The sequence below is a fragment of the Streptomyces sp. NPDC041135 genome, assembly GCF_055592085.1.
On sequence record NZ_JBVIYZ010000004.1, the window covers coordinates 57083 to 80183 of the forward strand.

Consider the following 23101-nt stretch of genomic DNA (forward strand, 5'->3'; position numbering starts at 1 on the left):
CCCCGGTGAACGGGGAGCCCGCACCCCGCTGGTCCGCGCGGACGGACCGGGTCCTGCGCGCCGCCGGCTGGTATCCCGGCCGCGCGGTGCCCGTCCGGCCGTGGGAGACCGCGCTGCGCGAACGCGGCGGGTTCGAGTTCCACGAGGCCGCGCGACGCTTCCTCGCCGAGTTCGGGGGGCTGGAGAGCGGCGAGCGCGGGCCCGGGCGGACGATGGCCCGCATGGGGTTCCGGCTCGACCCGATGGCCGCCGAGTGCGACGACGAGATCTTCGACGTGCTCAGCGAGGAGGCCGGCGTCCCGCTCTGCCCGATCGGGGAGGCCGACCGGCGCAACACCTACCTGGCCATCGCGCCGGGCGGCGCGGTGTACACCGGCATGGCCGGCGTCACGCTGCTGGCCCGCACGGCGGACGAGGCCCTGGACAAACTGGTCCTGGGGATCCGCTGACCGGTCGGATCCGCCGACCGGTCGTCCCGAGCGCGCTCCGGGGGCCCGCCCGTTCCCGGACCGCGCCCGTGCCGGTTTGACCTACATCACCTTCGGGGTAATCTCTTCGGCCCGATTGGCCAGGCAGCTGCCCCATATGGCAGACTGTCCGAGTTGCTCGGTCGAGTGTTGATGCTGTGCGCCTCCCGCCGGGAGGACCGGAAGCGAGTCCCACAGTACTCGTCAACCCCCTGCGGGTTGGACGTACGGGAATCTTCCGGGAAGTGTCAGCGCGGCACTGGCCAGGCACCCGGTGGGTCGTCGCCCCCGGCTTGCGGTTCCGGAAGGGCCGTGTGCAGTTCCCGCAGGGATGTTCGAACAAGGGGCATCTGTGTCAGTGGAACAGCGACACGCCCGACCGCGTGGGTCGGCGGAGACAGAAAAAGGAACATCGGGTTCCAGAGCGTTAGAGAGACAGGACTACTGAGTAGCCATGGCGGGACAGAAGATCCGCATCCGGCTCAAGGCCTACGACCACGAGGTCATCGACTCCTCGGCGAAGAAGATCGTCGAGACGGTGACGCGCACTGGTGCGTCGGTCGCGGGCCCGGTGCCGCTGCCCACTGAGAAGAACGTGTACTGCGTCATCAAGTCGCCGCACAAGTACAAGGACTCGCGCGAGCACTTCGAGATGCGCACGCACAAGCGCCTGATCGACATCCTCGACCCGACCCCCAAGACCGTTGACTCTCTGATGCGACTCGACCTCCCGGCCGGTGTCGACATCGAGATCAAGCTCTGAGGCCGGTGATCTGAGAGATGGCTAAGCAGATCAAGGGCATCCTGGGCGAGAAGCTCGGCATGACGCAGGTGTGGGACGAGAACAACCGTGTTGTTCCGGTCACCGTCGTCAAGGCCGGCCCGAACGTCGTCACCCAGGTCCGTACGAACGATGTCGACGGCTACGAGTCCGTCCAGATCGCTTTCGGCGAGATCGACCCGCGCAAGGTGAACAAGCCCCTCAAGGGCCACTTCGCCAAGGCCGACGTCACCCCCCGTCGCCACCTCGTCGAGATCCGCACCGCGGACGCCTCCGAGTACACGCTCGGCCAGGAGATCACCGCTGAGGTGTTCGAGGCCGGCGTGAAGGTCGACGTGACCGGCAAGAGCAAGGGCAAGGGCTTCGCCGGCGTCATGAAGCGTCACAACTTCAAGGGCCTCGGCGCCGGACACGGCACCCAGCGCAAGCACCGCTCGCCCGGTTCCATCGGTGGCTGCGCCACCCCGGGCCGCGTGTTCAAGGGCCTCCGCATGGCGGGTCGCATGGGCAACGAGCGGGTCACCACCCAGAACCTGACCGTCCACGCCGTTGACGCGGAGAAGGGCCTGCTGCTCATCAAGGGCGCGGTCCCCGGTCCGAACGGCGGCCTCGTCCTGGTCCGCACCGCGGCCAAGGGGGCCTGAGGTAACCGATGAGTACTGTTGACATCCTTTCGCCGGCGGGCGAGAAGGCCGGTTCCGTCGAGCTCCCCGCGGAGATCTTCGACGCCAAGGTCAGCATCCCGCTGATCCACCAGGTCGTCGTCGCGCAGCTGGCCGCTGCCCGCCAGGGCACCCACAAGACCAAGACGCGTGGCGAGGTCCGCGGCGGTGGCAAGAAGCCGTACCGCCAGAAGGGCACCGGCCGCGCCCGTCAGGGCTCGACGCGTGCGCCGCAGTTCGCCGGCGGTGGCGTCGTCCACGGCCCGCAGCCGCGTGACTACTCGCAGCGCACCCCGAAGAAGATGAAGGCCGCCGCCCTGCGCGGTGCCCTCACCGACCGGGCGCGTCACAACCGCATCCACGTCGTCTCCGGCGTGATCGAGGGCGAGAACCCCAGCACGAAGGCCGCCCGGAGCCTGTTCGGCAAGATCAGCGAGCGCAAGAACCTGCTCCTGGTCGTCGACCGCGCCGACGAGGCCGCGTGGCTGTCCGCCCGCAACCTGCCCCAGGTCCACATCCTGGAGCCGGGCCAGCTGAACACGTACGACGTTCTCGTCTCGGACGACGTGGTCTTCACCCAGGCCGCGTTCGAGTCCTTCGTGTCCGGCCCGAAGGCCAATGACACCGAAGGGAGCGAGGCCTGATGGCTACGCGTCACCCGAGCATCGCCTCGAAGGCCGCCAAGGCCGCCAAGGCCGCGCGCGTCGCCAAGGCGCGTCGCCACGCCGCCGAGGGCAAGAACACCGTCGAGACGCCGCTGAGCAAGTCGTACACGGACCCCCGTGACGTCCTGCTGAAGCCGGTCGTCTCGGAGAAGAGCTACGCGCTCCTCGACGAGAACAAGTACACGTTCATCGTCGACCCGAACGCCAACAAGACCCAGATCAAGCAGGCCGTCCAGGCGGTCTTCTCGGTCAAGGTCACCGGGGTCAACACGATCAACCGCCAGGGCAAGCGCAAGCGCACGAAGACCGGTTTCGGTCAGCGTGCCGGCAGCAAGCGCGCGATCGTGACCCTCGCTGAGGGCGACCGTATCGACATCTTCGGCGGTCCGACCGCGTAAGCGGGTCGGATCGTCCGATATCGGACGAGGACTGAGAAATGGGAATCCGCAAGTACAAGCCGACTACGCCGGGCCGTCGTGGCTCCAGCGTCGCCGACTTCGTCGAGGTCACGCGGTCCACGCCGGAGAAGTCGCTGGTCCGCCCGCTGCACAGCAAGGGCGGCCGTAACAACGCCGGTCGTGTGACCGTTCGCCACCAGGGTGGCGGACACAAGCGCGCCTACCGAGTGATCGACTTCCGTCGTCACGACAAGGACGGCGTGCCGGCGAAGGTCGCGCACATCGAGTACGACCCCAACCGCACCGCGCGCATCGCGCTGCTGCACTACGCCGACGGCGAGAAGCGCTACATCCTCGCCCCGCGCAACCTGCAGCAGGGTGACCGCGTCGAGAACGGTCCCGGGGCCGACATCAAGCCGGGCAACAACCTGGCCCTCCGCAACATCCCGGTCGGTACCACGATCCACGCGATCGAGCTCCGTCCCGGTGGCGGTGCCAAGTTCGCCCGCTCCGCCGGTGCCTCGGTGCAGCTGCTGGCTCGTGAGGGCGCCATGGCGACCCTGCGTATGCCGTCCGGCGAGATCCGCATGGTGGACGCGCGCTGCCGCGCCACCGTGGGTGAGGTCGGCAACGCCGAGCAGAGCAACATCAACTGGGGCAAGGCCGGCCGCAAGCGGTGGCTGGGCGTTCGCCCGACCGTGCGTGGTGTGGTCATGAACCCGGTGGACCACCCGCACGGTGGTGGTGAGGGCCGGACCTCCGGTGGCCGCCACCCCGTGTCCCCGTGGGGCAAGAAGGAAGGCCGTACTCGTTCGCCCAAGAAGGCGTCGAACAAGTACATCGTCCGCCGCCGCAAGACGAACAAGAAGCGCTAAGGACGGGTTGAGATGCCTCGTAGCTTGAAGAAGGGGCCCTTCGTCGACGACCACCTGATCAAGAAGGTGGACACGCAGAACGAAGCCGGCACCAAGAACGTCATCAAGACCTGGTCCCGTCGCTCGATGATCGTCCCGGCCATGCTCGGTCACACGATCGCGGTGCACAACGGCAAGACCCACATCCCGGTGTTCGTCACCGAGTCGATGGTCGGCCACAAGCTCGGCGAGTTCTCGCCGACGCGCACCTTCCGGGGCCACGTCAAGGATGACCGGAAGTCGAAGCGCCGCTAGCAGCGGATCGCATTCAGACACGTAAGTAACTGAAGGGACAACCATGGAAGCCAGGGCCCAGGCGCGGTACATCCGCGTCACGCCCATGAAGGCCCGCCGCGTGGTGGACCTCATCCGTGGCATGGACGCCACGGAGGCCCAGGCCGTCCTGCGATTCGCTCCGCAGGCCGCCTCCGTGCCGGTCGGCAAGGTGCTCGACAGCGCCATCGCCAACGCCGCGCACAACTACGACCACACCGATGTCGACAGCCTGGTCATTTCCGAGGCCTACGTCGACGAGGGCCCGACCCTGAAGCGGTTCCGGCCGCGTGCCCAGGGCCGCGCCTACCGGATCCGCAAGCGGACCAGCCACATCACCGTGGTCGTCAGCAGCAAGGAAGGAACCCGGTAATGGGCCAGAAGGTAAACCCGCACGGGTTCCGGCTCGGTGTCACGACCGACTTCAAGTCGCGTTGGTACGCCGACAAGCTGTACAAGGACTACGTCAAGGAAGACGTCGCCATCCGCCGGATGCTGACGTCCGGCATGGAGCGCGCCGGTATCTCCAAGGTGGAGATCGAGCGCACCCGTGACCGCGTGCGCGTCGACATCCACACCGCGCGTCCGGGCATCGTCATCGGCCGCCGCGGCGCGGAGGCCGACAAGATCCGCGGTCAGCTGGAGAAGCTGACGGGCAAGCAGGTCCAGCTGAACATCCTCGAGGTCAAGAGCCCCGAGACCGATGCCCAGCTGGTCGCTCAGGCCGTCGCCGAGCAGCTGTCCTCCCGCGTCTCCTTCCGTCGTGCCATGCGCAAGAGCATGCAGGGCACGATGAAGGCCGGCGCCAAGGGCATCAAGATCCAGTGCGGTGGCCGCCTCGGCGGCGCCGAGATGTCCCGCTCGGAGTTCTACCGCGAGGGCCGCGTGCCCCTGCACACGCTCCGCGCGAACGTGGACTACGGCTTCTTCGAGGCCAAGACGACCTTCGGCCGCATCGGCGTGAAGGTCTGGATCTACAAGGGCGATGTCAAGAACATCGCCGAGGTCCGCGCCGAGAACGCTGCCGCCCGTGCGGGTAACCGCCCGGCCCGCGGTGGCGGCTCCGACCGCCCGGCCCGTGGTGGCCGCGGTGGCGAGCGGCGCGGTCGCAAGCCGCAGCAGGCTGCTGGCGCCGAGGCCCCCAAGGCCGAGGCTCCCGCGTCCGCTCCGGCTGAGAGCACCGGAACGGAGGCCTGACCGTCATGCTGATCCCCCGTAGGGTCAAGCACCGCAAGCAGCACCACCCGAAGCGCCGTGGTCAGGCCAAGGGCGGTACGACGGTCGCGTTCGGCGAGTACGGCATTCAGGCCCTCACGCCGGCGTACGTGACCAACCGCCAGATCGAGGCGGCCCGTATCGCGATGACCCGCCACATCAAGCGTGGCGGCAAGGTCTGGATCAACATCTACCCGGACCGTCCCCTCACCAAGAAGCCTGCCGAGACCCGCATGGGTTCCGGTAAGGGTTCGCCGGAGTGGTGGATCGCGAACGTGCACCCCGGTCGGGTCATGTTCGAGCTGTCCTACCCCAACGAGAAGATCGCCCGTGAGGCGCTGACTCGTGCGGCCCACAAGCTGCCGATGAAGTGCCGGATCGTCAAGCGCGAGGCAGGTGAAGCGTGATGTCGGCCGGTACCAAGGCGTCCGAGCTGCGCGAACTGGGTGACGAGGAGCTTCTGGCGAAGCTCCGCGAAGCCAAGGAAGAGCTGTTCAACCTCCGCTTCCAGGCGGCGACCGGTCAGCTCGAGAACCACGGTCGGCTGAAGGCCGTCCGCAAGGACATCGCGCGGATCTACACCCTGATGCGTGAGCGCGAGCTGGGCATCGAGACGGTGGAGAGCGCCTGATGAGTGAGAGCAACGTGACTGAGCAGACTGCAGAGGCCCGCGGCTTCCGCAAGACCCGTGAGGGTCTCGTCGTCAGCGACAAGATGGACAAGACCGTCGTCGTCGCCGTCGAGGACCGCGTCAAGCACGCGCTGTACGGCAAGGTCATCCGTCGTACGAACAAGCTCAAGGCCCACGACGAGCAGAACGCCGCGGGCGTCGGCGACCGCGTCCTCCTCATGGAGACGCGTCCGCTGTCCGCGACGAAGCGCTGGCGCGTCGTCGAGATCCTCGAGAAGGCCAAGTAGGTAATTCGCGCAAGCGAATTCCAATGAAAACGCCCTGCGGGGCAAATCCCGCAGGTCAGTTCCGCCAGGCTCCGGGGGCCGCTGAGAAGCGGCCCCCGGGGAACCGGCAGACGATCAGGAGATAGACGTGATCCAGCAGGAGTCGCGACTGCGTGTCGCCGACAACACTGGTGCGAAGGAAATCCTTTGCATCCGTGTGCTCGGTGGCTCCGGTCGCCGCTACGCGGGCATCGGTGACGTCATCGTCGCCACCGTCAAGGACGCGATCCCCGGTGGCAACGTGAAGAAGGGTGACGTCGTCAAGGCGGTCATCGTTCGCACCGTCAAGGAGCGCCGCCGTCCGGACGGCTCGTACATCCGCTTCGACGAGAACGCCGCTGTCATTCTGAAGAACGACGGCGACCCTCGCGGCACCCGTATCTTCGGCCCGGTCGGCCGTGAGCTGCGCGAGAAGAAGTTCATGAAGATCATCTCGCTCGCGCCGGAGGTGCTGTAAGCATGAAGATCAAGAAGGGCGACCTGGTCCAGGTCATCACCGGTAAGGACAAGGGCAAGCAGGGCAAGGTCATCGCGGCCTTCCCCCGCGAGGACCGCGTCCTGGTCGAGGGTGTCAACCGGGTCAAGAAGCACACCAAGGCCGGCCCGACCGCAGGCGGTTCCCAGGCCGGCGGCATCGTGACCACCGAGGCCCCGATCCACGTGTCCAACGTTCAGCTGGTCGTGGAGAAGGACGGCAACAAGGTCGTCACGCGCGTCGGTTACCGCTTCGACGACGAGGGCAACAAGATCCGCGTTGCCAAGCGGACGGGTGAGGACATCTGATGGCTACCACCACCACTCCGCGTCTGAAGCAGAAGTACCGCGAGGAGATCGCGGGCAAGCTGCGTGACGAGTTCAAGTACGAGAACGTCATGCAGATCCCCGGCCTCGTCAAGGTCGTGGTCAACATGGGTGTGGGCGACGCCGCCCGCGACTCCAAGCTGATCGAGGGCGCCATCCGCGACCTCACCACGATCACCGGTCAGAAGCCGGCCGTCACCAAGGCCCGCAAGTCCATCGCGCAGTTCAAGCTGCGTGAGGGTCAGCCGATCGGTGCCCACGTCACGCTCCGTGGCGACCGCATGTGGGAGTTCCTGGACCGCACCCTGTCGCTCGCGCTGCCGCGCATCCGCGACTTCCGCGGTCTGTCCCCCAAGCAGTTCGACGGCCGTGGCAACTACACCTTCGGTCTCACGGAGCAGGTCATGTTCCACGAGATCGACCAGGACAAGATCGACCGTGTCCGGGGTATGGACATCACCGTGGTCACCACGGCGACCAACGACGCTGAGGGCCGCGCGCTCCTTCGTCACCTCGGCTTCCCCTTCAAGGAGGCGTGAGCGAGATGGCGAAGAAGGCTCTGATCGCTAAGGCTGCCCGCAAGCCCAAGTTCGGCGTGCGCGGTTACACGCGCTGCCAGCGTTGCGGCCGTCCCCACTCCGTGTACCGCAAGTTCGGCCTGTGCCGCGTGTGCCTTCGTGAGATGGCTCACCGTGGCGAGCTGCCGGGCGTGACCAAGAGTTCCTGGTAATCCCGCCTTTTAGGGATTCCGGAAGCTCTCGGTAAGCATCTGGGTCGGCAGGGGCCCACCTCCGCATGCCGTAGGCTTGCGGGGTTGGGCGTCTGCCGCCCGTACGACTTACTACGCCGTAGGTCCACCGCACCGCACCCGCCCCGTCTCGGATCGAGGAGAGGGATGGCGCACCAGGAAACCCCGGCGAGAGAGGCCGAAGGCCAATTCATGACCATGACTGATCCGATCGCAGACATGCTTACGCGTCTGCGGAACGCGAACTCGGCATACCACGACTCCGTGACGATGCCGGCATCGAAGATCAAGTCTCACATCGCGGAGATCCTCCAGCAGGAGGGCTTCATCACGGGCTGGAAGGTCGAGGACGCCGAAGTCGGCAAGAACCTCGTCCTGGAGCTGAAGTTCGGCCCCAACCGTGAGCGCTCCATCGCGGGGATCAAGCGCATCTCCAAGCCCGGTCTCCGGGTGTACGCGAAGTCCACCAACCTGCCGAAGGTGCTGGGCGGCCTGGGCGTGGCGATCATCTCCACGTCGCACGGGCTCCTCACCGACAAGCAGGCCGGCAAGAAGGGCGTGGGTGGGGAAGTCCTCGCCTACGTCTGGTAGCAGAAGGGAACGGAGGAAACAGCTATGTCGCGCATCGGCAAGCTCCCCATCGCGGTTCCCGCCGGCGTGGACGTCACCATCGACGGCCGTACGGTCAAGGTCAAGGGCCCCAAGGGCGAGCTGACCCACACCGTCGTGGCACCGATCGAGATCGTCAAGGGCGAGGACGGCGTACTCAACGTCACGCGCCCCAACGACGAGCGTCAGAACAAGGCCCTGCACGGCCTGTCCCGCACGCTGGTGGCGAACATGATCACCGGCGTGACCCAGGGTTACGTGAAGAAGCTCGAGATCAGTGGTGTCGGTTACCGTGTGACCGCCAAGGGTTCGAACCTCGAGTTCGCGCTCGGCTACAGCCACCCGATCACCGTCGAGGCCCCCGAGGGCATCACCTTCAAGGTGGAGGCCCCCACCCGGTTCTCGGTCGAGGGCATCGACAAGCAGAAGGTCGGCGAGGTTGCGGCCAACATCCGCAAGCTGCGCAAGCCCGACCCGTACAAGGCCAAGGGCGTCAAGTACGAGGGCGAAGTCATCCGCCGCAAGGTCGGAAAGGCGGGTAAGTAAGCCATGGCATACGGACAGAAGATTCTCAAGGGCGACGCTTACAAGCGTGCCGCGATCAAGCGCCGCCACATCCGGATCCGTAAGCACATCTCGGGTACGGCTGAGCGTCCGCGCCTGGTCGTGACGCGCTCCAACCGCCACATCGTGGCCCAGGTCATCGACGACATCAAGGGTCACACCCTGGCGTCGGCGTCGACCCTGGACACGACGATCCGCGGCGGCGAGGGCGACAAGTCCTCGCAGGCCAAGCAGGTCGGCGCCCTGGTCGCCGAGCGTGCCAAGGCCGCCGGTGTCGAGGCTGTCGTATTCGACCGTGGTGGCAACCAGTACGCCGGGCGCATCGCCGCTCTGGCGGACGCCGCCCGCGAAGCCGGACTGAAGTTCTGAGCCGGTTCCGTAGCTAGCGGAAACAGAGAGAGGTAATTCCAATGGCTGGACCCCAGCGCCGCGGTGGCGGTGCCGGTGGCGGCGAGCGGCGGGACCGGAAGGGCCGTGACGGCGGCGCAGCTGCCGCCGAGAAGACCGCGTACGTTGAGCGCGTCGTCGCGATCAACCGCGTCGCCAAGGTTGTGAAGGGTGGTCGTCGCTTCAGCTTCACCGCGCTGGTCGTGGTGGGCGACGGTGACGGCACCGTGGGTGTCGGATACGGCAAGGCCAAGGAGGTGCCGGCCGCCATCGCCAAGGGTGTGGAGGAGGCCAAGAAGCACTTCTTCAAGGTCCCCCGCATCCAGGGCACCATCCCGCACCCGATCACGGGTGAGAAGGCTGCGGGCGTCGTCCTGCTCAAGCCGGCTTCCCCCGGTACCGGCGTCATCGCCGGTGGCCCGGTGCGTGCCGTGCTCGAGTGCGCCGGCGTGCACGACATCCTGTCGAAGTCGCTCGGTTCGTCGAACGCGATCAACATCGTGCACGCGACCGTGGCGGCCCTGAAGGGCCTGCAGCGTCCCGAGGAGATCGCGGCCCGCCGCGGTCTGCCGCTCGAGGACGTCGCTCCCGCGGCTCTGCTGCGTGCGCGTGCCGGGGCTGGTGCTGCGTAATGGCTCAGCTCAAGATCACCCAGGTGAAGTCGTACATCGGCAGCAAGCAGAACCACCGTGACACCCTGCGGTCGCTTGGTCTCAAGGGGATCAACACCGTGGTCGTCAAGGAGGACCGTCCCGAGTTCCGCGGCATGGTGCACACCGTCCGCCACCTCGTTTCGGTTGAGGAGGTCGACTGATCATGGCGGAGAACAACCCGCTCAAGATCCACAACCTCCGTCCCGCCCCGGGCGCCAAGACCGCCAAGACCCGTGTCGGTCGTGGTGAGGCGTCGAAGGGTAAGACGGCCGGTCGTGGTACCAAGGGCACCAAGGCCCGTTACCAGGTTCCGGAGCGCTTCGAGGGTGGCCAGATGCCCCTCCACATGCGTCTCCCGAAGCTCAAGGGCTTCCGGAACCCGTTCAAGACCGAGTACCAGGTCGTGAACCTCGACAAGCTGGCGGCGCTGTACCCCGAGGGTGGCGAGGTCACCGTCGAGGGCCTCGTGGCCAAGGGTGCCGTTCGCAAGAACAGCCTCGTCAAGGTCCTCGGACAGGGCGAGGTCTCCGTGGCGCTGCAGGTGACGGTCGACGCCGTCTCCGGCTCCGCCAAGGAGAAGATCACCGCCGCGGGCGGTACCGTCACCGAGCTGGTCTGATTTTCTCAGGCCCGTCGATGACGTAAGCAGTTCCGACCGGGGATACCTCACAATGAGGTATCCCCGGTTGGTCGTTCCTAGGGAGGCAGTGTCGCCGGTAAGGTGGCCTGCACTTGTTCTTCATCCGTATTCGTCGCACCTCAGACCGTCACCCTTGACGCACTTGCGCGGGGGTCGCAGGAGGCACCGTGCTCACCGCGTTCGCCCGGGCGTTCAGGACGCCCGACCTGCGCAAGAAGCTGCTCTTCACGCTGGGCATCATCGTGGCCTACCGGGTCGGTACCCACGTCCCGATCCCCGGCGTCAACTACAAGGCCGTTCAGACGTGCGTGAACGAGGCGTCGGGCAACCAGGGCCTGTTCGGCCTGGTCAACATGTTCAGCGGTGGCGCGCTGCTGCAGATCACGATCTTCGCGCTCGGCATCATGCCGTACATCACGGCCAGCATCATTCTCCAGCTGCTGACCGTGGTCATCCCGCGTCTGGAGGCCCTCAAGAAGGAGGGCCAGGCCGGCACGGCGAAGATCACGCAGTACACCCGCTACCTGACCGTGGCCCTCGCCATCCTCCAGGGCACCGGCCTGGTGGCCACCGCGCGCAGCGGTGCGCTGTTCAGCGGGTGCTCGGTCGCGTCGAGCATCGTCCCGGACCAGGCGATCTTCACCACGATCACCATGGTCATCTGCATGACCGCCGGTACGGCCGTGGTGATGTGGCTCGGTGAGCTGATCACCGACCGCGGCATCGGCAACGGCATGTCGATCCTGATGTTCATCTCGATCGCCGCGACCTTCCCGTCCGCGCTGTGGGCCATCAAGAAGCAGGGCACCCTGGCCGGCGGCTGGATCGAGTTCGGCACGGTCATCGCGGTGGGCCTGGTCATGGTCGGGCTCGTGGTCTTCGTGGAGCAGGCCCAGCGCCGCATCCCGGTCCAGTACGCGAAGCGCATGATCGGCCGCCGGTCCTACGGCGGTACGTCCACCTACATCCCGCTGAAGGTGAACCAGGCGGGTGTGATTCCCGTCATTTTCGCCTCGTCGCTGCTCTACATTCCCGCACTCGTGGCTCAGTTCGCGGGGGGTACATCTGGCTGGAAAACCTGGATCGAGCAGAATCTGACCAAGGGCGACCACCCGATTTACATCAGTATGTACTTCTTGCTCATCGTTTTCTTCGCGTTCTTCTACGTGGCGATCTCCTTCAACCCCGAGGAAGTCGCCGACAACATGAAGAAGTATGGTGGCTTCATCCCGGGCATCCGGGCTGGCCGACCGACCGCTGAGTACCTGAGCTACGTGCTCAACCGGATCACCTGGCCGGGTTCGCTGTATCTGGGTCTGATCGCTCTCGTACCGACGATGGCGTTGGTGGGCTTCGGGGCAAGCCAGAACTTCCCGTTCGGCGGGACGAGCATCCTCATCATCGTGGGTGTCGGTCTCGAGACGGTGAAGCAGATCGAGAGCCAGCTCCAGCAGCGCAATTACGAAGGGTTCCTCCGCTGATGCGAATCGTCCTCGTCGGGCCGCCGGGCGCCGGGAAGGGAACGCAAGCTGTTCGCCTTGCCGAGAAGCTGCGTATCCCGCACATCTCCACGGGCGACCTGTTCCGCGCCAACATCAGTCGGCAGACGGAACTGGGCAAGCTCGCGAAGTCCTACATGGACGCCGGCAACCTCGTTCCCGACGAGGTCACGATCGCGATGGCGAAGGACCGCATGGAGCAGCCGGACGCCGAGGGCGGCTTCCTGCTGGACGGCTTCCCGCGCAACGTGCAGCAGGCGGAGGCCCTCGACCAGCTGCTGGAGACCGAGGGCATCACGCTGGACGCGGTCCTGGACCTGGAGGTCCCGGAGGAGGAGGTCGTCAAGCGGATCGCCGGCCGGCGCATCTGCCGCAACGACTCCAGCCACGTCTTCCACGTGACGTACAGCGCGGCCAAGCAGGCCGGGGTGTGCGACGTCTGCGGCGGTGAGCTGTACCAGCGCGACGACGACTCCGAGGAGACCGTCCGCAAGCGCCTGGAGGTCTACCACACGCAGACCGAGCCGATCATCGACTACTACAAGTCGCAGGGCCTGGTCCGCACGATCTCCTCGCTGGGACCGGTGGAGGAGATCACCGAGCGGGCGCTGGACGCCCTCCAGGGCGAGAAGGCCGAGAACAAGTAGAGCGTGGTCGTCACGGCCGCGGTGCCCGCCCCCGGACTGTTCCGGGGACACCTCAGGGGCGCCGCGGCCGTACTGTTGTACAGGTAACCCAGCCGACGTGAGTGACGGAGAGCGCAGGCCCCCCATGGTGCAGATCAAGACCCCGGAGCAGATCGCCAAGATGCGTGCGGCGGGGTTGGTCGTCGCCGCGATCCACGCGGCGACCCGGGAGGCGGCGGTGCCCGGAGCCAGCACCAAGGACCTGGACGAGGTCGCCCGCAAGGTGCTCGCCGAGCACGGCGCCAAGTCCAACTTCCTCGGCTACGGCGGCTTCCCGGCGACCATCTGCACCTCGGTGAACGAGGTCGTCGTCCACGGCATCCCGTCCGACGAGGTGGTCCTCAAGGACGGCGACATCATCTCCGTCGACTGCGGCGCCATCGTCGACGGCTGGCACGGCGACGCCGCGTACACGGTGTTCGTGGGCTCCGGCCACGCGCCGGAGCTGGTCGAGCTGTCCCGGGTGACCGAAGAGTCCATGTGGGCCGGCATCGCCGCGATGAAGCAGGGCAACCGCCTGGTCGACATCTCCCGGGCCGTCGAGACCTACATCCGCCGCCAGCCCAAGCCCGGCGGCGGCCGCTACGGCATCATCGAGGACTACGGCGGCCACGGCATCGGCACCGAGATGCACATGGACCCGCACCTGCTGAACTACGTCGACCGCCGCCGCGGCAAGGGCCCCAAGCTGGTCCCGGGCTTCTGCCTGGCCATCGAGCCGATGGTGTCGCTGGGCACGCCGCGGACCGAGGTCCTCTCGGACGACTGGACGGTCATCACCACCGACGGCACCTGGTCCTCCCACTGGGAGCACTCCGTGGCGCTGACGGAGCAGGGCCCCCTGGTCCTCACCGCCCCCGACGGCGGCCGCGCCAAGCTGGCCGAGCACGGCGTCGTGGCGGCACCGGACCCGCTGGCCTGACGGCCGGCCGGGGACCGGTCCCGCCGGTCCCCTCGCATGAGAATCGCCCGGATGGGGCAGACTTCCTCGATTCGTCTTTCCGGGTGCGCTGACGTAGACTGACTCGTCGGCTCTCGTGCACCCGCATGTCCGCATGCGCCCGTAAGGGACGCAAGGGAGTCGATCAAGGTAGTCGATTCGAAGGGCGAAGCGTGGCCAAGAAGCAAGGTGCCATCGAGATCGAGGGCACTGTCGTCGAGTCTCTTCCGAACGCCATGTTCAAGGTCGAGCTCCAGAACGGCCACCAGGTCCTGGCACACATCAGCGGCAAGATGCGTATGCACTACATCCGCATCCTCCCTGACGACCGGGTCGTGGTGGAGCTGTCTCCGTACGACCTGACGCGTGGCCGGATCGTCTACCGGTACAAGTAGATCTTGCCCGCGCCCCGGGAACTCCCGCGGCGATGGCACTGACCCGGAGAACCTCACCATGAAGGTCAAGCCGAGCGTCAAGAAGATCTGCGACAAGTGCAGGGTGATCCGCCGTCACGGTCGGGTCATGGTCATCTGCGAGAACCCGCGCCACAAGCAGCGCCAGGGCTGACGCACGACCGAACCCTCTGCACCCGCAGAGATTCGCGCGACGCAAGCTGAATTGTTCATACGCAGAACCCGAGCCCATGGCTCGACACCCCCGGTTCGGAGGCCGGGGACCCGGTTCGTACCTGGTACGGCGGCCGGGGTCCGGTTCTGTGGAAGACCTCCGAAGATCAACTGGAGCCATTGAATGGCACGCGTTTCCGGTGTTGACATCCCGCGCGAAAAGCGCGTGGAGATCGCCCTCACCTACGTGTTCGGCATCGGCCGGACCCTCTCCCAGCAGACGCTGGCCGCCACCGGCGTGGACCCGAACACCCGTGTTCGTGACCTCTCCGAGGAGCAGCTGGTCGCGATCCGCGAGTACGTCGACAACAACATCAAGACCGAGGGTGACCTCCGTCGCGAGGTGCAGGCCGACATCCGCCGCAAGGTCGAGATCGGCACCTACCAGGGTCTGCGTCACCGCCGTGGCCTGCCCGTCCGTGGTCAGCGCACCAGCACCAACGCCCGTACCCGCAAGGGCCCGCGTCGCGCCATCGCCGGCAAGAAGAAGCCGGGCAAGAAGTAGTCCGCAGCGGACCTCTGTCCACGGTCTTCGCTGTAGGACCGACCACCTCCCGTAGGAGTAATAGATGCCCCCCAAGGGTCGTCAGGGCGCTGCCAAGAAGGTGCGCCGCAAGGAAAAGAAGAACGTCGCTCACGGCCACGCGCACATCAAGAGCACGTTCAACAACACGATCGTCTCCATCACGGACCCGTCGGGCAACGTGATCTCCTGGGCCTCCGCCGGCCACGTCGGCTTCAAGGGCTCCCGGAAGTCCACGCCGTTCGCCGCGCAGATGGCCGCCGAGTCGGCCGCCCGCCGCGCGCAGGAGCACGGCATGCGCAAGGTCGACGTGTTCGTGAAGGGCCCGGGTTCCGGTCGTGAGACCGCGATCCGCTCCCTGCAGGCCACGGGCCTCGAGGTCGGCTCCATCCAGGACGTCACCCCGACCCCGCACAACGGCTGCCGTCCGCCGAAGCGCCGCCGCGTCTGACGCACGGCCGCTTCGAGGTTCCGGGCGGTACGGCACCGTGAAAACGGCCGTATCGCCCGTACCCTTGCAGTACCCGCATTTCTCACCAGGTGCGGTTTCCGTCGGGCGTCAAATAGCGGGCGTCCACGAAAGAAGGATCTGATCCACACATGCTGATCGCTCAGCGTCCCTCGTTGACCGAAGAGGTCGTCGACGAATTCCGCTCCCGGTTCGTGATCGAGCCGCTGGAGCCGGGCTTCGGTTACACCCTCGGCAACTCCCTGCGCCGCACCCTCCTGTCGTCGATCCCCGGTGCCGCTGTCACCAGCATCCGCATCGACGGCGTCCTGCACGAGTTCACCACCGTGCCGGGCGTCAAGGAGGACGTCACCGACCTGATCCTCAACATCAAGCAGCTGGTCGTCTCCTCGGAGCACGACGAGCCGGTCGTGATGTACCTGCGCAAGCAGGGCCCGGGTCTGGTCACCGCCGCCGACATCGCGCCCCCGGCCGGTGTCGAGGTGCACAACCCCGACCTGGTCCTCGCCACGCTCAACGGCAAGGGCAAGCTGGAGATGGAGCTGACCGTCGAGCGCGGTCGCGGTTACGTCTCCGCCGTGCAGAACAAGCAGGTGGGCCAGGAGATCGGTCGCATCCCGGTCGACTCCATCTACAGCCCCGTGCTGAAGGTGACGTACAAGGTCGAGGCCACGCGTGTCGAGCAGCGCACCGACTTCGACAAGCTGATCGTCGACGTCGAGACCAAGCAGGCCATGCGTCCCCGCGACGCCATGGCGTCGGCCGGCAAGACCCTGGTCGAGCTGTTCGGTCTGGCCCGTGAGCTGAACATCGACGCCGAGGGCATCGACATGGGTCCGTCCCCGACGGACGCCGCCCTGGCCGCCGATCTGGCGCTGCCGATCGAGGAGCTGGAACTCACCGTCCGCTCCTACAACTGCCTCAAGCGCGAGGGCATCCACTCCGTGGGTGAGCTGGTCGCCCGCTCCGAGGCCGACCTGCTGGACATCCGCAACTTCGGTGCGAAGTCCATCGACGAGGTCAAGGCGAAGCTGGCCGGCATGGGCCTGGCGCTCAAGGACAGCCCGCCCGGATTCGACCCGACCGCCGCCGCCGACGCCTTCGGCGCCGACGACGACGCGGACGCCGGATTCGTCGAGACCGAGCAGTACTGACAGCTCGGTCCGGACGGTCCGATTTCGGCTGCCGGCCCGCCGCGGCTGGCCGCGCAGTTCCCCGCGCCCCCTCGGGGCGCGGGTCTCCGACGGGCGACCGCCCGCTCGGATACTGACTCCGGTACCTGATACGGCCGGGGCAGACACACAGGAGAAGAACCATGCCGAAGCCCACCAAGGGTGCCCGTCTGGGCGGCAGCGCCGCGCACGAGAAGCTGCTCCTCGCGAACCTCGCGAAGTCGCTGTTCGAGCACGGCCGCATCACCACCACCGAGGCGAAGGCCCGCCGCCTGCGCCCGTACGCGGAGCGTCTGGTCACCAAGGCGAAGAAGGGCGACCTTCACAACCGCCGTCAGGTGCTCCAGGTGATCACGGACAAGAGCATCGTGCACACGCTGTTCACCGAGATCGGTCCGCGCTACGAGAACCGCCCCGGTGGCTACACCCGCATCACCAAGATCGGTAACCGCCGTGGCGACAACGCGCCCATGGCCGTCATCGAGCTGGTCGAGGCGCTGACGGTGCAGCAGAACGCCGTGGGCGAGGCCGAGGCCGCCACCAAGCGTGCGGTCAAGGAGTCCGAGCAGGCCAAGGCCGAGGACACCAAGGCCGAGGACGTCACCGAGGCTCCGGCCGAGGAGTCCGCCGAGGAGTCCAAGGACGCCTGAGGCACCACCTCGCGCTGAGCGGGTCCGCCCCTGTCGGGCGGACCCGCTTTCGCATGTCCGACACCTTCCAGGCCCTGAGAGGATCCAGGGGTGAGTGACGAAGTACAGCCCGCCCATGTCCGTGTCCGCCTCGACCTGTCCTACGACGGCGCCGCCTTCCACGGCTGGGCCAAGCAGGCCGGCGGCAGGCGGACGGTGCAGGGGGAGATCGAGGACGCCCTGCGCACGGTCACCCGGTCGCACGGGACGACGTACGAGCTGACCGTGGCCGGCCGGACCGACGCCGGGGTGCACGCCCGCGGCCAGGTGGCGCACGTCGACCTGCCCGCGCCGCTGTGGGCGGAGCACCGGGAGAAGCTGCTGAAGCGGCTCGCCGGGCGGCTGCCGAAGGACGTGCGGATCTGGCGTCTGGCCGAGGCGCCCGAGGGGTTCGACGCGCGCTTCTCCGCGATCTGGCGGCGCTACGCCTACCGTGTGACCGACAACCCCGGCGGGGTCGATCCGCTGCTGCGCGGGCACGTGCTGTGGCACGACTGGCCGCTCGACGTGGACGCCATGAACGAGGCCGCCCGGGCGCTGCTGGGCGAGCACGACTTCGCCGCCTACTGCAAGAAGCGCGAGGGCGCGACCACCATCCGCACGCTCCAGGAGCTGAGTCTGGTGCGGGACGCGGACGGGATCATCACCGCGACCGTCCGGGCGGACGCCTTCTGCCACAACATGGTGCGGTCGCTGATCGGGGCGCTGCTGTTCGTCGGGGACGGCCACCGCGGGCCCGAGTGGCCGGGGAAGGTGCTGGCCGCGGGCGTACGGGACTCGGCGGTGCATGTCGTACGGCCGCACGGGCTGACGCTGGAGGAGGTCGGCTACCCGGCCGACGAGCTGCTGGCCGCCCGGAACAAGGAAGCGCGCAACAGACGATCCCTGCCCGGGTCGTCCGGTTGCGAAACCTGTTAGTTACCCCGCATTGTCGATCACTTATGCCCCATCTCGGTGCTTACCGGGCGTAAGTTCCCAGCTATCCCTTACACGTTCCATACCCCTCGGATAAGGTTGCGTTTCTTGGCCGTCCGTACGAAGGGACGGCCGGGGTTGGCTGGGGGGTCGACGGGTCGTCACGGGCCCAGGGTGGGAAATCTCGATGAGTGCAGTGGGTCCCGTGCGGACCGGGGGGCGTCGTGCCGTGCGCCAGAGCGGCGGCCGGCGACGGGCGGGACGCGGAGCGAGTGCGTCGCTGGGGCTGCTGCCCCTGCCGCCGACGGACAAGGAGAAGTACTCCTACGCGCGCCGCAACCTGTGGATCCTGACCCTCAGTTCGCTGGTCAGCTTCTGCTGCCTGGTGGTCAGCCAGTTCAAGCTGGCCCAGTCCACGCCGGTGCTGTGGATCTACGTGCCGCTGCTGGTCTTCACGGTGATCTACTACCTGGTGTCGCTGCGGGTCAACGGCTTCACCCGGGACTTCGACATCGCCTACCACCGCAAGCTGGTGCAGAGCTGGCGCCCCGGGACGTACCCGTCCGTGGACGTGTTCCTGCCGGTGTGCGGCGAGCCCATCGAGGTGCTGCACAACACCTGGCGGCATGTGCGCGCGATGGCCGACCGCTACCCGGGGGTCTGCGTGCCGTTCGTCCTCGACGACGGCGCCAGCGGCGAACTGGAGGCGATGGCCCGCGACTTCGGCTTCCGCTACGGCACCCGGGAGAACCGCGGCTGGTTCAAGAAGGCCGGCAACCTGCACTTCGGCTTCGGCCAGTCCGACGGCGAGTTCATCCTGATCCTCGACGCCGACTTCACCCCGCGCGCCGACCTGCTCGAGGAACTCCTGCCGTACATGCACGACGACCCGCGCATCGGCATCGTCCAGTCGCCCCAGTACTTCCGCGTGCTGGACTCGCAGAACTGGATCGAGCGCGGCGCCGGCGCGGTGCAGGAACTGTTCTACCGGTCCGTCCAGGTCTCCCGGCAGGGCAGCGACGGCGCGATCTGCGTCGGCAGCTGCGCCATCTACCGCCGGGCGGCCCTGGACACCAACGGCGGCACGACGCTGATCGAGCACTCCGAGGACGTGCACACCGGGTTCGACCTGCGCGGCCTCGGCTGGGACCTGCGCTACGTGCCGGTCGCGGTCTCCACGGGCGTGTGCCCGGACACCGCGGGCGCCTTCTTCAACCAGCAGTACCGCTGGTGCTCGGGCTCGATGAGCCTGCTGGGCAGCAAGAAGTTCTGGCAGCGCAAGATCCGGCTCTCCAGCCGCCTGTGCTACATGTCCGGGTTCTTCTACTACATCCACACCGCGCTGTTCACGTTCGCGGCGCCGGTCATCCCGATCGTGCTGCTGCTGATGATGCCGGAGAAGCTCAAGGTCGAGCATCTGCTGCTGGTGGTGCCCAGCATCGTCTACACCACGATGATCTTCCCCATGTGGCACCGGGCGCCCTACCGGCTGGAGGCCTGGGCGGCCCGCATGATGTACGGCTGGGCGCACGTCTTCGCCATCTGGGACATCCTGCGCAAGAACCGCATGGGCTGGCAGCCGACCGGCTCCTCCGGCGCCAAGAAGAACAAGACCCGGCGCTTCTGGATCGGGATGTGGGCCTGGAGCGGCGGCACGGCCCTGATCTGGGTGACGGCGGCGGTGTACCGGACCTTCACCATGGACGCCCCGAACTTCGCCCTGGTGCTGTCCTCCGGCCTCTTCTACGCCCTGGTCGTGGGCCGCGTCCTGGTCCAGCCCCGGTCCGGGGCGGAGGCCTGATGAACCCGGTGAACCCCTCCCTCCCGGTCCGGGCGGTCCTCGCGGGCTGCCTGCTGGCCCTGCTCGCCCTCACCGGCTGCTCCCTCGCCGGCGACGGCGGCCCGGACGGCACCGTCCACGGCGGGGCCGGGCGGGAGGACTCCGCCGCGGGCGGCGCGAGCGACGTGCCCTACGACGTCGTGCCGCTGCTCAAGCCCGCTCACAAGTACTTCGGGGCGGCCGTCCCCGGGGCGCCGACGTCGCTGAAGGCCGTCGACGCCTACACCCGGATGACCGGCAAGCAGCCCGACCTCATCGAGTACTACGCCGGCTGGGGCGACGGCTTCGACGCCTCCGGGGTGCGCAGGGCCTGGGCCGAGGGCGCCCTGACGCTGATGTCCTGGGAGCCCTTCGAGACCAGGATCGCCGACATCGCGGCCGGGCACTCGGACGCCTACGTCAGGAAGTACGCCACCGCGGTACGGAAGCTGAACCTGCCCGTCGTGATCGACTTCGCGGACGAGTTCAACGGCCACTGGGAGAAGTGGGGCACTCAGAGCACCACTCCCCGGGACTACGTCGCCGCCTGGCGGCACATCCACCGGATCTTCCTCGACGTCGGCGCCTCCAACGTCATCTGGGCCTGGGCGCCCAACGTCGTCAACCCGGTCCCGGACGTGAAGCTGAAGCCGTACTACCCGGGCGACGCCTACGTCGACTGGATCGGGCTGATCGGCTACTTCACCGCCGGTGAGGACAACGCCTTCGACAGCGTCTTCGGGCCGACCCGGGACCAGGTCCGCACCTTCACGAGGAAGCCGATGCTGCTGCTGGAGACCGCGGCCATGCCCGGTGAGCGGCGCCGCGCCGACATCCGCAATCTCTTCGCGGGCGTGGCGGCCGACGACGACATGATCGGTTTCATCTGGTTCAACTACAAGAAACGTGCCGACTGGCGGCTGGAGGCGAGCCCGCTGGCACTCGAGGAGTTCAAGCGGCTGGCCGCCGACGACCGTTTCGGCTTCGACGTACGGAAGCCGTCATGACCTCGCGCCCCGAGCACTACACGCCTCAGCCCTACGACCCCTACGCCGACGACGACACCTCCGGCGGCTGGTTCAACTCCGACGGCTACATCCCGCGGCAGCCGGGCCCCGAGGACCACGAGACCTACCCCGGGCCCGGGACCTACCCGGGGCCCGGGACCTACCCGGGGCCCGGGACCTACCCGGGCCAGGCGGCCCCGCAGGCCTACCAGGCCCCGCAGGACCAGCGGGCCGGCCAGGACCCCTACGCCCCGCAGGACCACCGGCACCACCAGGTCCCGCAGGGCTACGAGGTCCCGGACAGCTACGACTACGACCCCCGGGTCTACCCGTACCAGCAGCCGGCCGACCAGCCGACGTACGCGCTGCGCACGGTGCCGGAAGCCGAAGCGGAGCCCGAGCCCGGGTATCACATACCCGAGACCCCCGACGCCGGCTGGGACGACACCCCGAGCAGGCGCCGGGCCTGGGTGAGCCGCGGTGTGCTGCTGCTCGTCCTCGCCGTCCAGGCACTGCTGTCGCTGCGGCTGTCCAACACCGCCTTCCAGGACGAGGCGCTGTATCTGGCGGCGGGCCACAACGTCATGGACCACTGGGCGAGCGGCACCCCGCTGCACAGCGGGTACGCGTCGTACTTCTCCGGCTCGCCCATGCTGTACCCGGTGGCCGCCGCCTTCGTCGACACGCACTTCGGGCTGGCCGGGGCCCGCCTGCTCAGCCTGCTGTGCCTGCTGGGTGCCACCGCGCTGCTGTACTCCTTCAGCCGGCGCCTGTTCAACGAGCGGGTCGCGCTGGTGGCCGCCGCGCTGTTTGCGGTCACGCAGCCGACGATCGTGCTGGGCTGGTTCGCCACCTACGACGCCCCGGCGATCTTCCTGCTGGCGCTCGCGGCGTGGATCGTGGTGCGCACCAACCGCGCGCCCGTCCTCGCCGTACTGCTCGCCGCGCCGGTCGTCGTGCTCGCCGTCGCGGTGAAGTACGCCTCCGGTCTGTACGTTCCCACGCTCGTCGTACTGGCCGCGCTCACCGCCTGGCACCACCACGGCTGGCGCTGTGTGCCGCGCGCACTCCTGCTGGCCGCCGGCACCGCCGTGCTGGCCGGGGCCGGTCTGATGTACACCGACGTGCTCGCCGGAGTACGGCAGACCACCACCAACCGCGCCCACGGCACCGACGCGGCGTCCGCGCTGCTGCAGAAGTCCGCGGAGTGGGGCGGCCTGATCTTCGCCACCGCCGTCGCGGGTGCCGTCGCCTACGCGCTGCGCGGCCGGATGAACGAGTCACCGCGCTCCCACGGCCTGCACGGCCCCGGCTGGCGCTGGCGCGCCTTGCTCGGCGCGACCCTGACCGGCACCGCGCTGCTGGCACCGGCGTACCAGATCCACCTGCACACCTCCGTCTCGCTCTACAAGCACCTCGGCTTCGGTCTGCTGTTCGCGGCGCCGATGGCGGGCATCGGCGTGATCCGGCTGGTCGGCAAGCACTTCCGCTACCCGCAGCTGGGCATCATGATCTGGGTCACCGCGCTGTGCCTGGGCGTCTCGCAGTCCGAGTGGCGCTACGACCAGTGGCCCGACTCCAGCGGCATGATCAAGGCCATCGAGCCGTACATGAAGCCGAAGGGCCACTACCTCGGTGAGACCTACGAGGTGCCCGTCTACTACCTGCGGAACAGCACGGACGCCTCGCAGTGGACCTCCACCTACGGCATCGGCTACGCGGACAAGAAGGGCGCCGTCCACCACGGGAAGCAGGGCTACCGCCTCGCCCTGAAGGACGGCTGGTTCGACGTGGTCCTGCTGGACGGCGTCTCGACGCCGGACCTGGACGGCTACCTCGAACAGCAGGTGACCAGGAGCGGCCACTACCGGCTGGTCGGCAAGATCCCGTTCCCGGCCGCCGGCGGCGGCACCGGCACGTACCGGATCTGGGTCAAGACCTCCTGACCCGTCCCGCCCCGCCGCCGCGCTGCTCCGACCGTCCCGTTGCTCCACCTTCCCACCAGCCAGAACACGAAAGGCC

Annotated in this window: 35 protein-coding genes; all 35 read left to right on the top strand. The window is 67.7% G+C overall.

The genetic code is table 11. The annotated features are described in order from the left end of the window. The first annotated feature begins 5 nt into the window (after positions 1-5). The 35 genes from ACZ6CZ_RS11330 to ACZ6CZ_RS11500 all read left to right on the top strand — a co-directional run bounded on the left by ACZ6CZ_RS11330 (position 6) and on the right by ACZ6CZ_RS11500 (position 23025). Positions 6-449: an SUKH-3 domain-containing protein gene (locus tag ACZ6CZ_RS11330; RefSeq protein WP_469018060.1), complete on the top strand. Its 444-nt coding sequence runs from the start codon at positions 6-8 to the stop codon at positions 447-449. A gap of 472 nt (positions 450-921) precedes the next feature. Next, complete coding sequence (rpsJ, locus tag ACZ6CZ_RS11335) at positions 922-1230, top strand: 30S ribosomal protein S10 (RefSeq protein WP_003948644.1); 309 nt, start codon at positions 922-924, stop codon at positions 1228-1230. Between the two features lie 17 nt (positions 1231-1247). Then, positions 1248-1892: a 50S ribosomal protein L3 gene (gene rplC / locus ACZ6CZ_RS11340; RefSeq protein ID WP_129307396.1), complete on the top strand. Its 645-nt coding sequence runs from the start codon at positions 1248-1250 to the stop codon at positions 1890-1892. 8 nt (positions 1893-1900) lie between these two features. After that, the gene (rplD, locus tag ACZ6CZ_RS11345; RefSeq protein ID WP_469018062.1) at positions 1901-2554 is read left to right on the top strand and encodes a 50S ribosomal protein L4; all 654 of its coding nucleotides are present in this window, start codon (positions 1901-1903) and stop codon (positions 2552-2554) included. Beyond that, entirely contained in the window at positions 2554-2973 is a 420-nt protein-coding gene (gene rplW, locus ACZ6CZ_RS11350; protein WP_469018065.1) for a 50S ribosomal protein L23, read from the top strand. The genes rplD and rplW overlap by 1 nt, the downstream gene beginning before the upstream one ends. Positions 2974-3011: 38 nt before the next feature. Continuing rightward, positions 3012-3848, top strand: coding sequence for a 50S ribosomal protein L2 (gene rplB / locus ACZ6CZ_RS11355; protein ID WP_469018068.1), 837 nt, complete (start codon positions 3012-3014; stop codon positions 3846-3848). A 12-nt stretch (positions 3849-3860) separates the two neighbouring features. Next, a complete protein-coding gene (gene rpsS, locus ACZ6CZ_RS11360) occupies positions 3861-4142 on the top strand; it encodes a 30S ribosomal protein S19 (RefSeq protein WP_003974263.1) in 282 nt (93 codons plus the stop codon). A 43-nt stretch (positions 4143-4185) separates the two neighbouring features. Continuing rightward, complete coding sequence (rplV, locus tag ACZ6CZ_RS11365; RefSeq protein ID WP_026252021.1) at positions 4186-4533, top strand: 50S ribosomal protein L22; 348 nt, start codon at positions 4186-4188, stop codon at positions 4531-4533. Beyond that, complete coding sequence (gene rpsC, locus ACZ6CZ_RS11370) at positions 4533-5357, top strand: 30S ribosomal protein S3 (protein WP_469018072.1); 825 nt, start codon at positions 4533-4535, stop codon at positions 5355-5357. The genes rplV and rpsC overlap by 1 nt, the downstream gene beginning before the upstream one ends. Before the next feature lie 5 nt (positions 5358-5362). Then, the gene (gene rplP, locus ACZ6CZ_RS11375; protein WP_004927269.1) at positions 5363-5782 is read left to right on the top strand and encodes a 50S ribosomal protein L16; all 420 of its coding nucleotides are present in this window, start codon (positions 5363-5365) and stop codon (positions 5780-5782) included. Continuing rightward, positions 5782-6006, top strand: coding sequence for a 50S ribosomal protein L29 (gene rpmC / locus ACZ6CZ_RS11380; protein ID WP_003998824.1), 225 nt, complete (start codon positions 5782-5784; stop codon positions 6004-6006). The genes rplP and rpmC overlap by 1 nt, the downstream gene beginning before the upstream one ends. Further along, positions 6006-6293 (top strand): 30S ribosomal protein S17, encoded by a 288-nt coding sequence (rpsQ, locus tag ACZ6CZ_RS11385; RefSeq protein WP_003992363.1) that lies wholly within the window; start codon positions 6006-6008, stop codon positions 6291-6293. Before rpmC ends, rpsQ begins: the two co-directional genes overlap by 1 nt. A gap of 127 nt (positions 6294-6420) precedes the next feature. Then, positions 6421-6789 (top strand): 50S ribosomal protein L14, encoded by a 369-nt coding sequence (rplN, locus tag ACZ6CZ_RS11390; RefSeq protein WP_003998823.1) that lies wholly within the window; start codon positions 6421-6423, stop codon positions 6787-6789. Positions 6790-6791: 2 nt separating this feature from the next. Then, on the top strand, positions 6792-7115 hold the full coding sequence (gene rplX / locus ACZ6CZ_RS11395) for a 50S ribosomal protein L24 (RefSeq protein ID WP_024883202.1): 324 nt from the start codon (positions 6792-6794) through the stop codon (positions 7113-7115). Then, positions 7115-7672, top strand: coding sequence for a 50S ribosomal protein L5 (rplE, locus tag ACZ6CZ_RS11400; protein WP_469018076.1), 558 nt, complete (start codon positions 7115-7117; stop codon positions 7670-7672). The genes rplX and rplE overlap by 1 nt, the downstream gene beginning before the upstream one ends. A 5-nt stretch (positions 7673-7677) precedes the next feature. Further along, a complete protein-coding gene (locus tag ACZ6CZ_RS11405; RefSeq protein ID WP_003948630.1) occupies positions 7678-7863 on the top strand; it encodes a type Z 30S ribosomal protein S14 in 186 nt (61 codons plus the stop codon). A gap of 210 nt (positions 7864-8073) precedes the next feature. Continuing rightward, the gene (gene rpsH / locus ACZ6CZ_RS11410; RefSeq protein ID WP_007384075.1) at positions 8074-8472 is read left to right on the top strand and encodes a 30S ribosomal protein S8; all 399 of its coding nucleotides are present in this window, start codon (positions 8074-8076) and stop codon (positions 8470-8472) included. A 24-nt stretch (positions 8473-8496) separates the two neighbouring features. Then, entirely contained in the window at positions 8497-9036 is a 540-nt protein-coding gene (rplF, locus tag ACZ6CZ_RS11415) for a 50S ribosomal protein L6 (RefSeq protein WP_469018078.1), read from the top strand. A 3-nt stretch (positions 9037-9039) separates the two neighbouring features. Continuing rightward, the gene (gene rplR / locus ACZ6CZ_RS11420; protein ID WP_469018081.1) at positions 9040-9423 is read left to right on the top strand and encodes a 50S ribosomal protein L18; all 384 of its coding nucleotides are present in this window, start codon (positions 9040-9042) and stop codon (positions 9421-9423) included. A gap of 41 nt (positions 9424-9464) precedes the next feature. Then, complete coding sequence (gene rpsE / locus ACZ6CZ_RS11425; protein WP_007384078.1) at positions 9465-10073, top strand: 30S ribosomal protein S5; 609 nt, start codon at positions 9465-9467, stop codon at positions 10071-10073. Next, positions 10073-10255 carry a 50S ribosomal protein L30 gene (gene rpmD, locus ACZ6CZ_RS11430; RefSeq protein ID WP_039656212.1) on the top strand — a complete coding sequence of 61 codons (183 nt, stop codon included), beginning with the start codon at positions 10073-10075 and terminating at the stop codon, positions 10253-10255. The genes rpsE and rpmD overlap by 1 nt, the downstream gene beginning before the upstream one ends. A gap of 2 nt (positions 10256-10257) precedes the next feature. Further along, positions 10258-10713, top strand: a complete 456-nt coding sequence (gene rplO / locus ACZ6CZ_RS11435) for a 50S ribosomal protein L15 (RefSeq protein ID WP_469018084.1) — start codon at positions 10258-10260, stop codon at positions 10711-10713. 188 nt (positions 10714-10901) lie between these two features. Continuing rightward, complete coding sequence (secY, locus tag ACZ6CZ_RS11440; protein WP_469018086.1) at positions 10902-12215, top strand: preprotein translocase subunit SecY; 1314 nt, start codon at positions 10902-10904, stop codon at positions 12213-12215. Further along, the gene (locus ACZ6CZ_RS11445; protein WP_469018088.1) at positions 12215-12880 is read left to right on the top strand and encodes an adenylate kinase; all 666 of its coding nucleotides are present in this window, start codon (positions 12215-12217) and stop codon (positions 12878-12880) included. Before secY ends, ACZ6CZ_RS11445 begins: the two co-directional genes overlap by 1 nt. Positions 12881-13004: 124 nt before the next feature. Then, positions 13005-13841: a type I methionyl aminopeptidase gene (gene map, locus ACZ6CZ_RS11450; protein ID WP_469019068.1), complete on the top strand. Its 837-nt coding sequence runs from the start codon at positions 13005-13007 to the stop codon at positions 13839-13841. A gap of 191 nt (positions 13842-14032) precedes the next feature. Further along, positions 14033-14254, top strand: coding sequence for a translation initiation factor IF-1 (infA, locus tag ACZ6CZ_RS11455; protein ID WP_003948620.1), 222 nt, complete (start codon positions 14033-14035; stop codon positions 14252-14254). A 58-nt stretch (positions 14255-14312) separates the two neighbouring features. Then, a complete protein-coding gene (gene rpmJ, locus ACZ6CZ_RS11460; RefSeq protein ID WP_003998809.1) occupies positions 14313-14426 on the top strand; it encodes a 50S ribosomal protein L36 in 114 nt (37 codons plus the stop codon). A 183-nt stretch (positions 14427-14609) separates the two neighbouring features. Further along, positions 14610-14990, top strand: a complete 381-nt coding sequence (rpsM, locus tag ACZ6CZ_RS11465; RefSeq protein WP_003974244.1) for a 30S ribosomal protein S13 — start codon at positions 14610-14612, stop codon at positions 14988-14990. Positions 14991-15054: 64 nt separating this feature from the next. After that, positions 15055-15459, top strand: a complete 405-nt coding sequence (gene rpsK, locus ACZ6CZ_RS11470; protein ID WP_003956432.1) for a 30S ribosomal protein S11 — start codon at positions 15055-15057, stop codon at positions 15457-15459. Between the two features lie 149 nt (positions 15460-15608). Beyond that, complete coding sequence (locus ACZ6CZ_RS11475) at positions 15609-16631, top strand: DNA-directed RNA polymerase subunit alpha (RefSeq protein ID WP_003966937.1); 1023 nt, start codon at positions 15609-15611, stop codon at positions 16629-16631. Positions 16632-16792: 161 nt separating this feature from the next. Beyond that, positions 16793-17299: a 50S ribosomal protein L17 gene (gene rplQ, locus ACZ6CZ_RS11480; RefSeq protein WP_469018091.1), complete on the top strand. Its 507-nt coding sequence runs from the start codon at positions 16793-16795 to the stop codon at positions 17297-17299. Between the two features lie 90 nt (positions 17300-17389). Beyond that, positions 17390-18256: a tRNA pseudouridine(38-40) synthase TruA gene (gene truA, locus ACZ6CZ_RS11485; RefSeq protein ID WP_469018094.1), complete on the top strand. Its 867-nt coding sequence runs from the start codon at positions 17390-17392 to the stop codon at positions 18254-18256. A 382-nt stretch (positions 18257-18638) separates the two neighbouring features. Then, the gene (locus tag ACZ6CZ_RS11490; protein WP_469019071.1) at positions 18639-20054 is read left to right on the top strand and encodes a glycosyltransferase family 2 protein; all 1416 of its coding nucleotides are present in this window, start codon (positions 18639-18641) and stop codon (positions 20052-20054) included. Then, entirely contained in the window at positions 20054-21079 is a 1026-nt protein-coding gene (locus ACZ6CZ_RS11495; protein WP_469018097.1) for a glycoside hydrolase family 26 protein, read from the top strand. The genes ACZ6CZ_RS11490 and ACZ6CZ_RS11495 overlap by 1 nt, the downstream gene beginning before the upstream one ends. Beyond that, positions 21076-23025, top strand: coding sequence for a glycosyltransferase family 39 protein (locus ACZ6CZ_RS11500; protein ID WP_469018100.1), 1950 nt, complete (start codon positions 21076-21078; stop codon positions 23023-23025). The genes ACZ6CZ_RS11495 and ACZ6CZ_RS11500 overlap by 4 nt, the downstream gene beginning before the upstream one ends. Positions 23026-23101 lie beyond the last annotated feature (76 nt).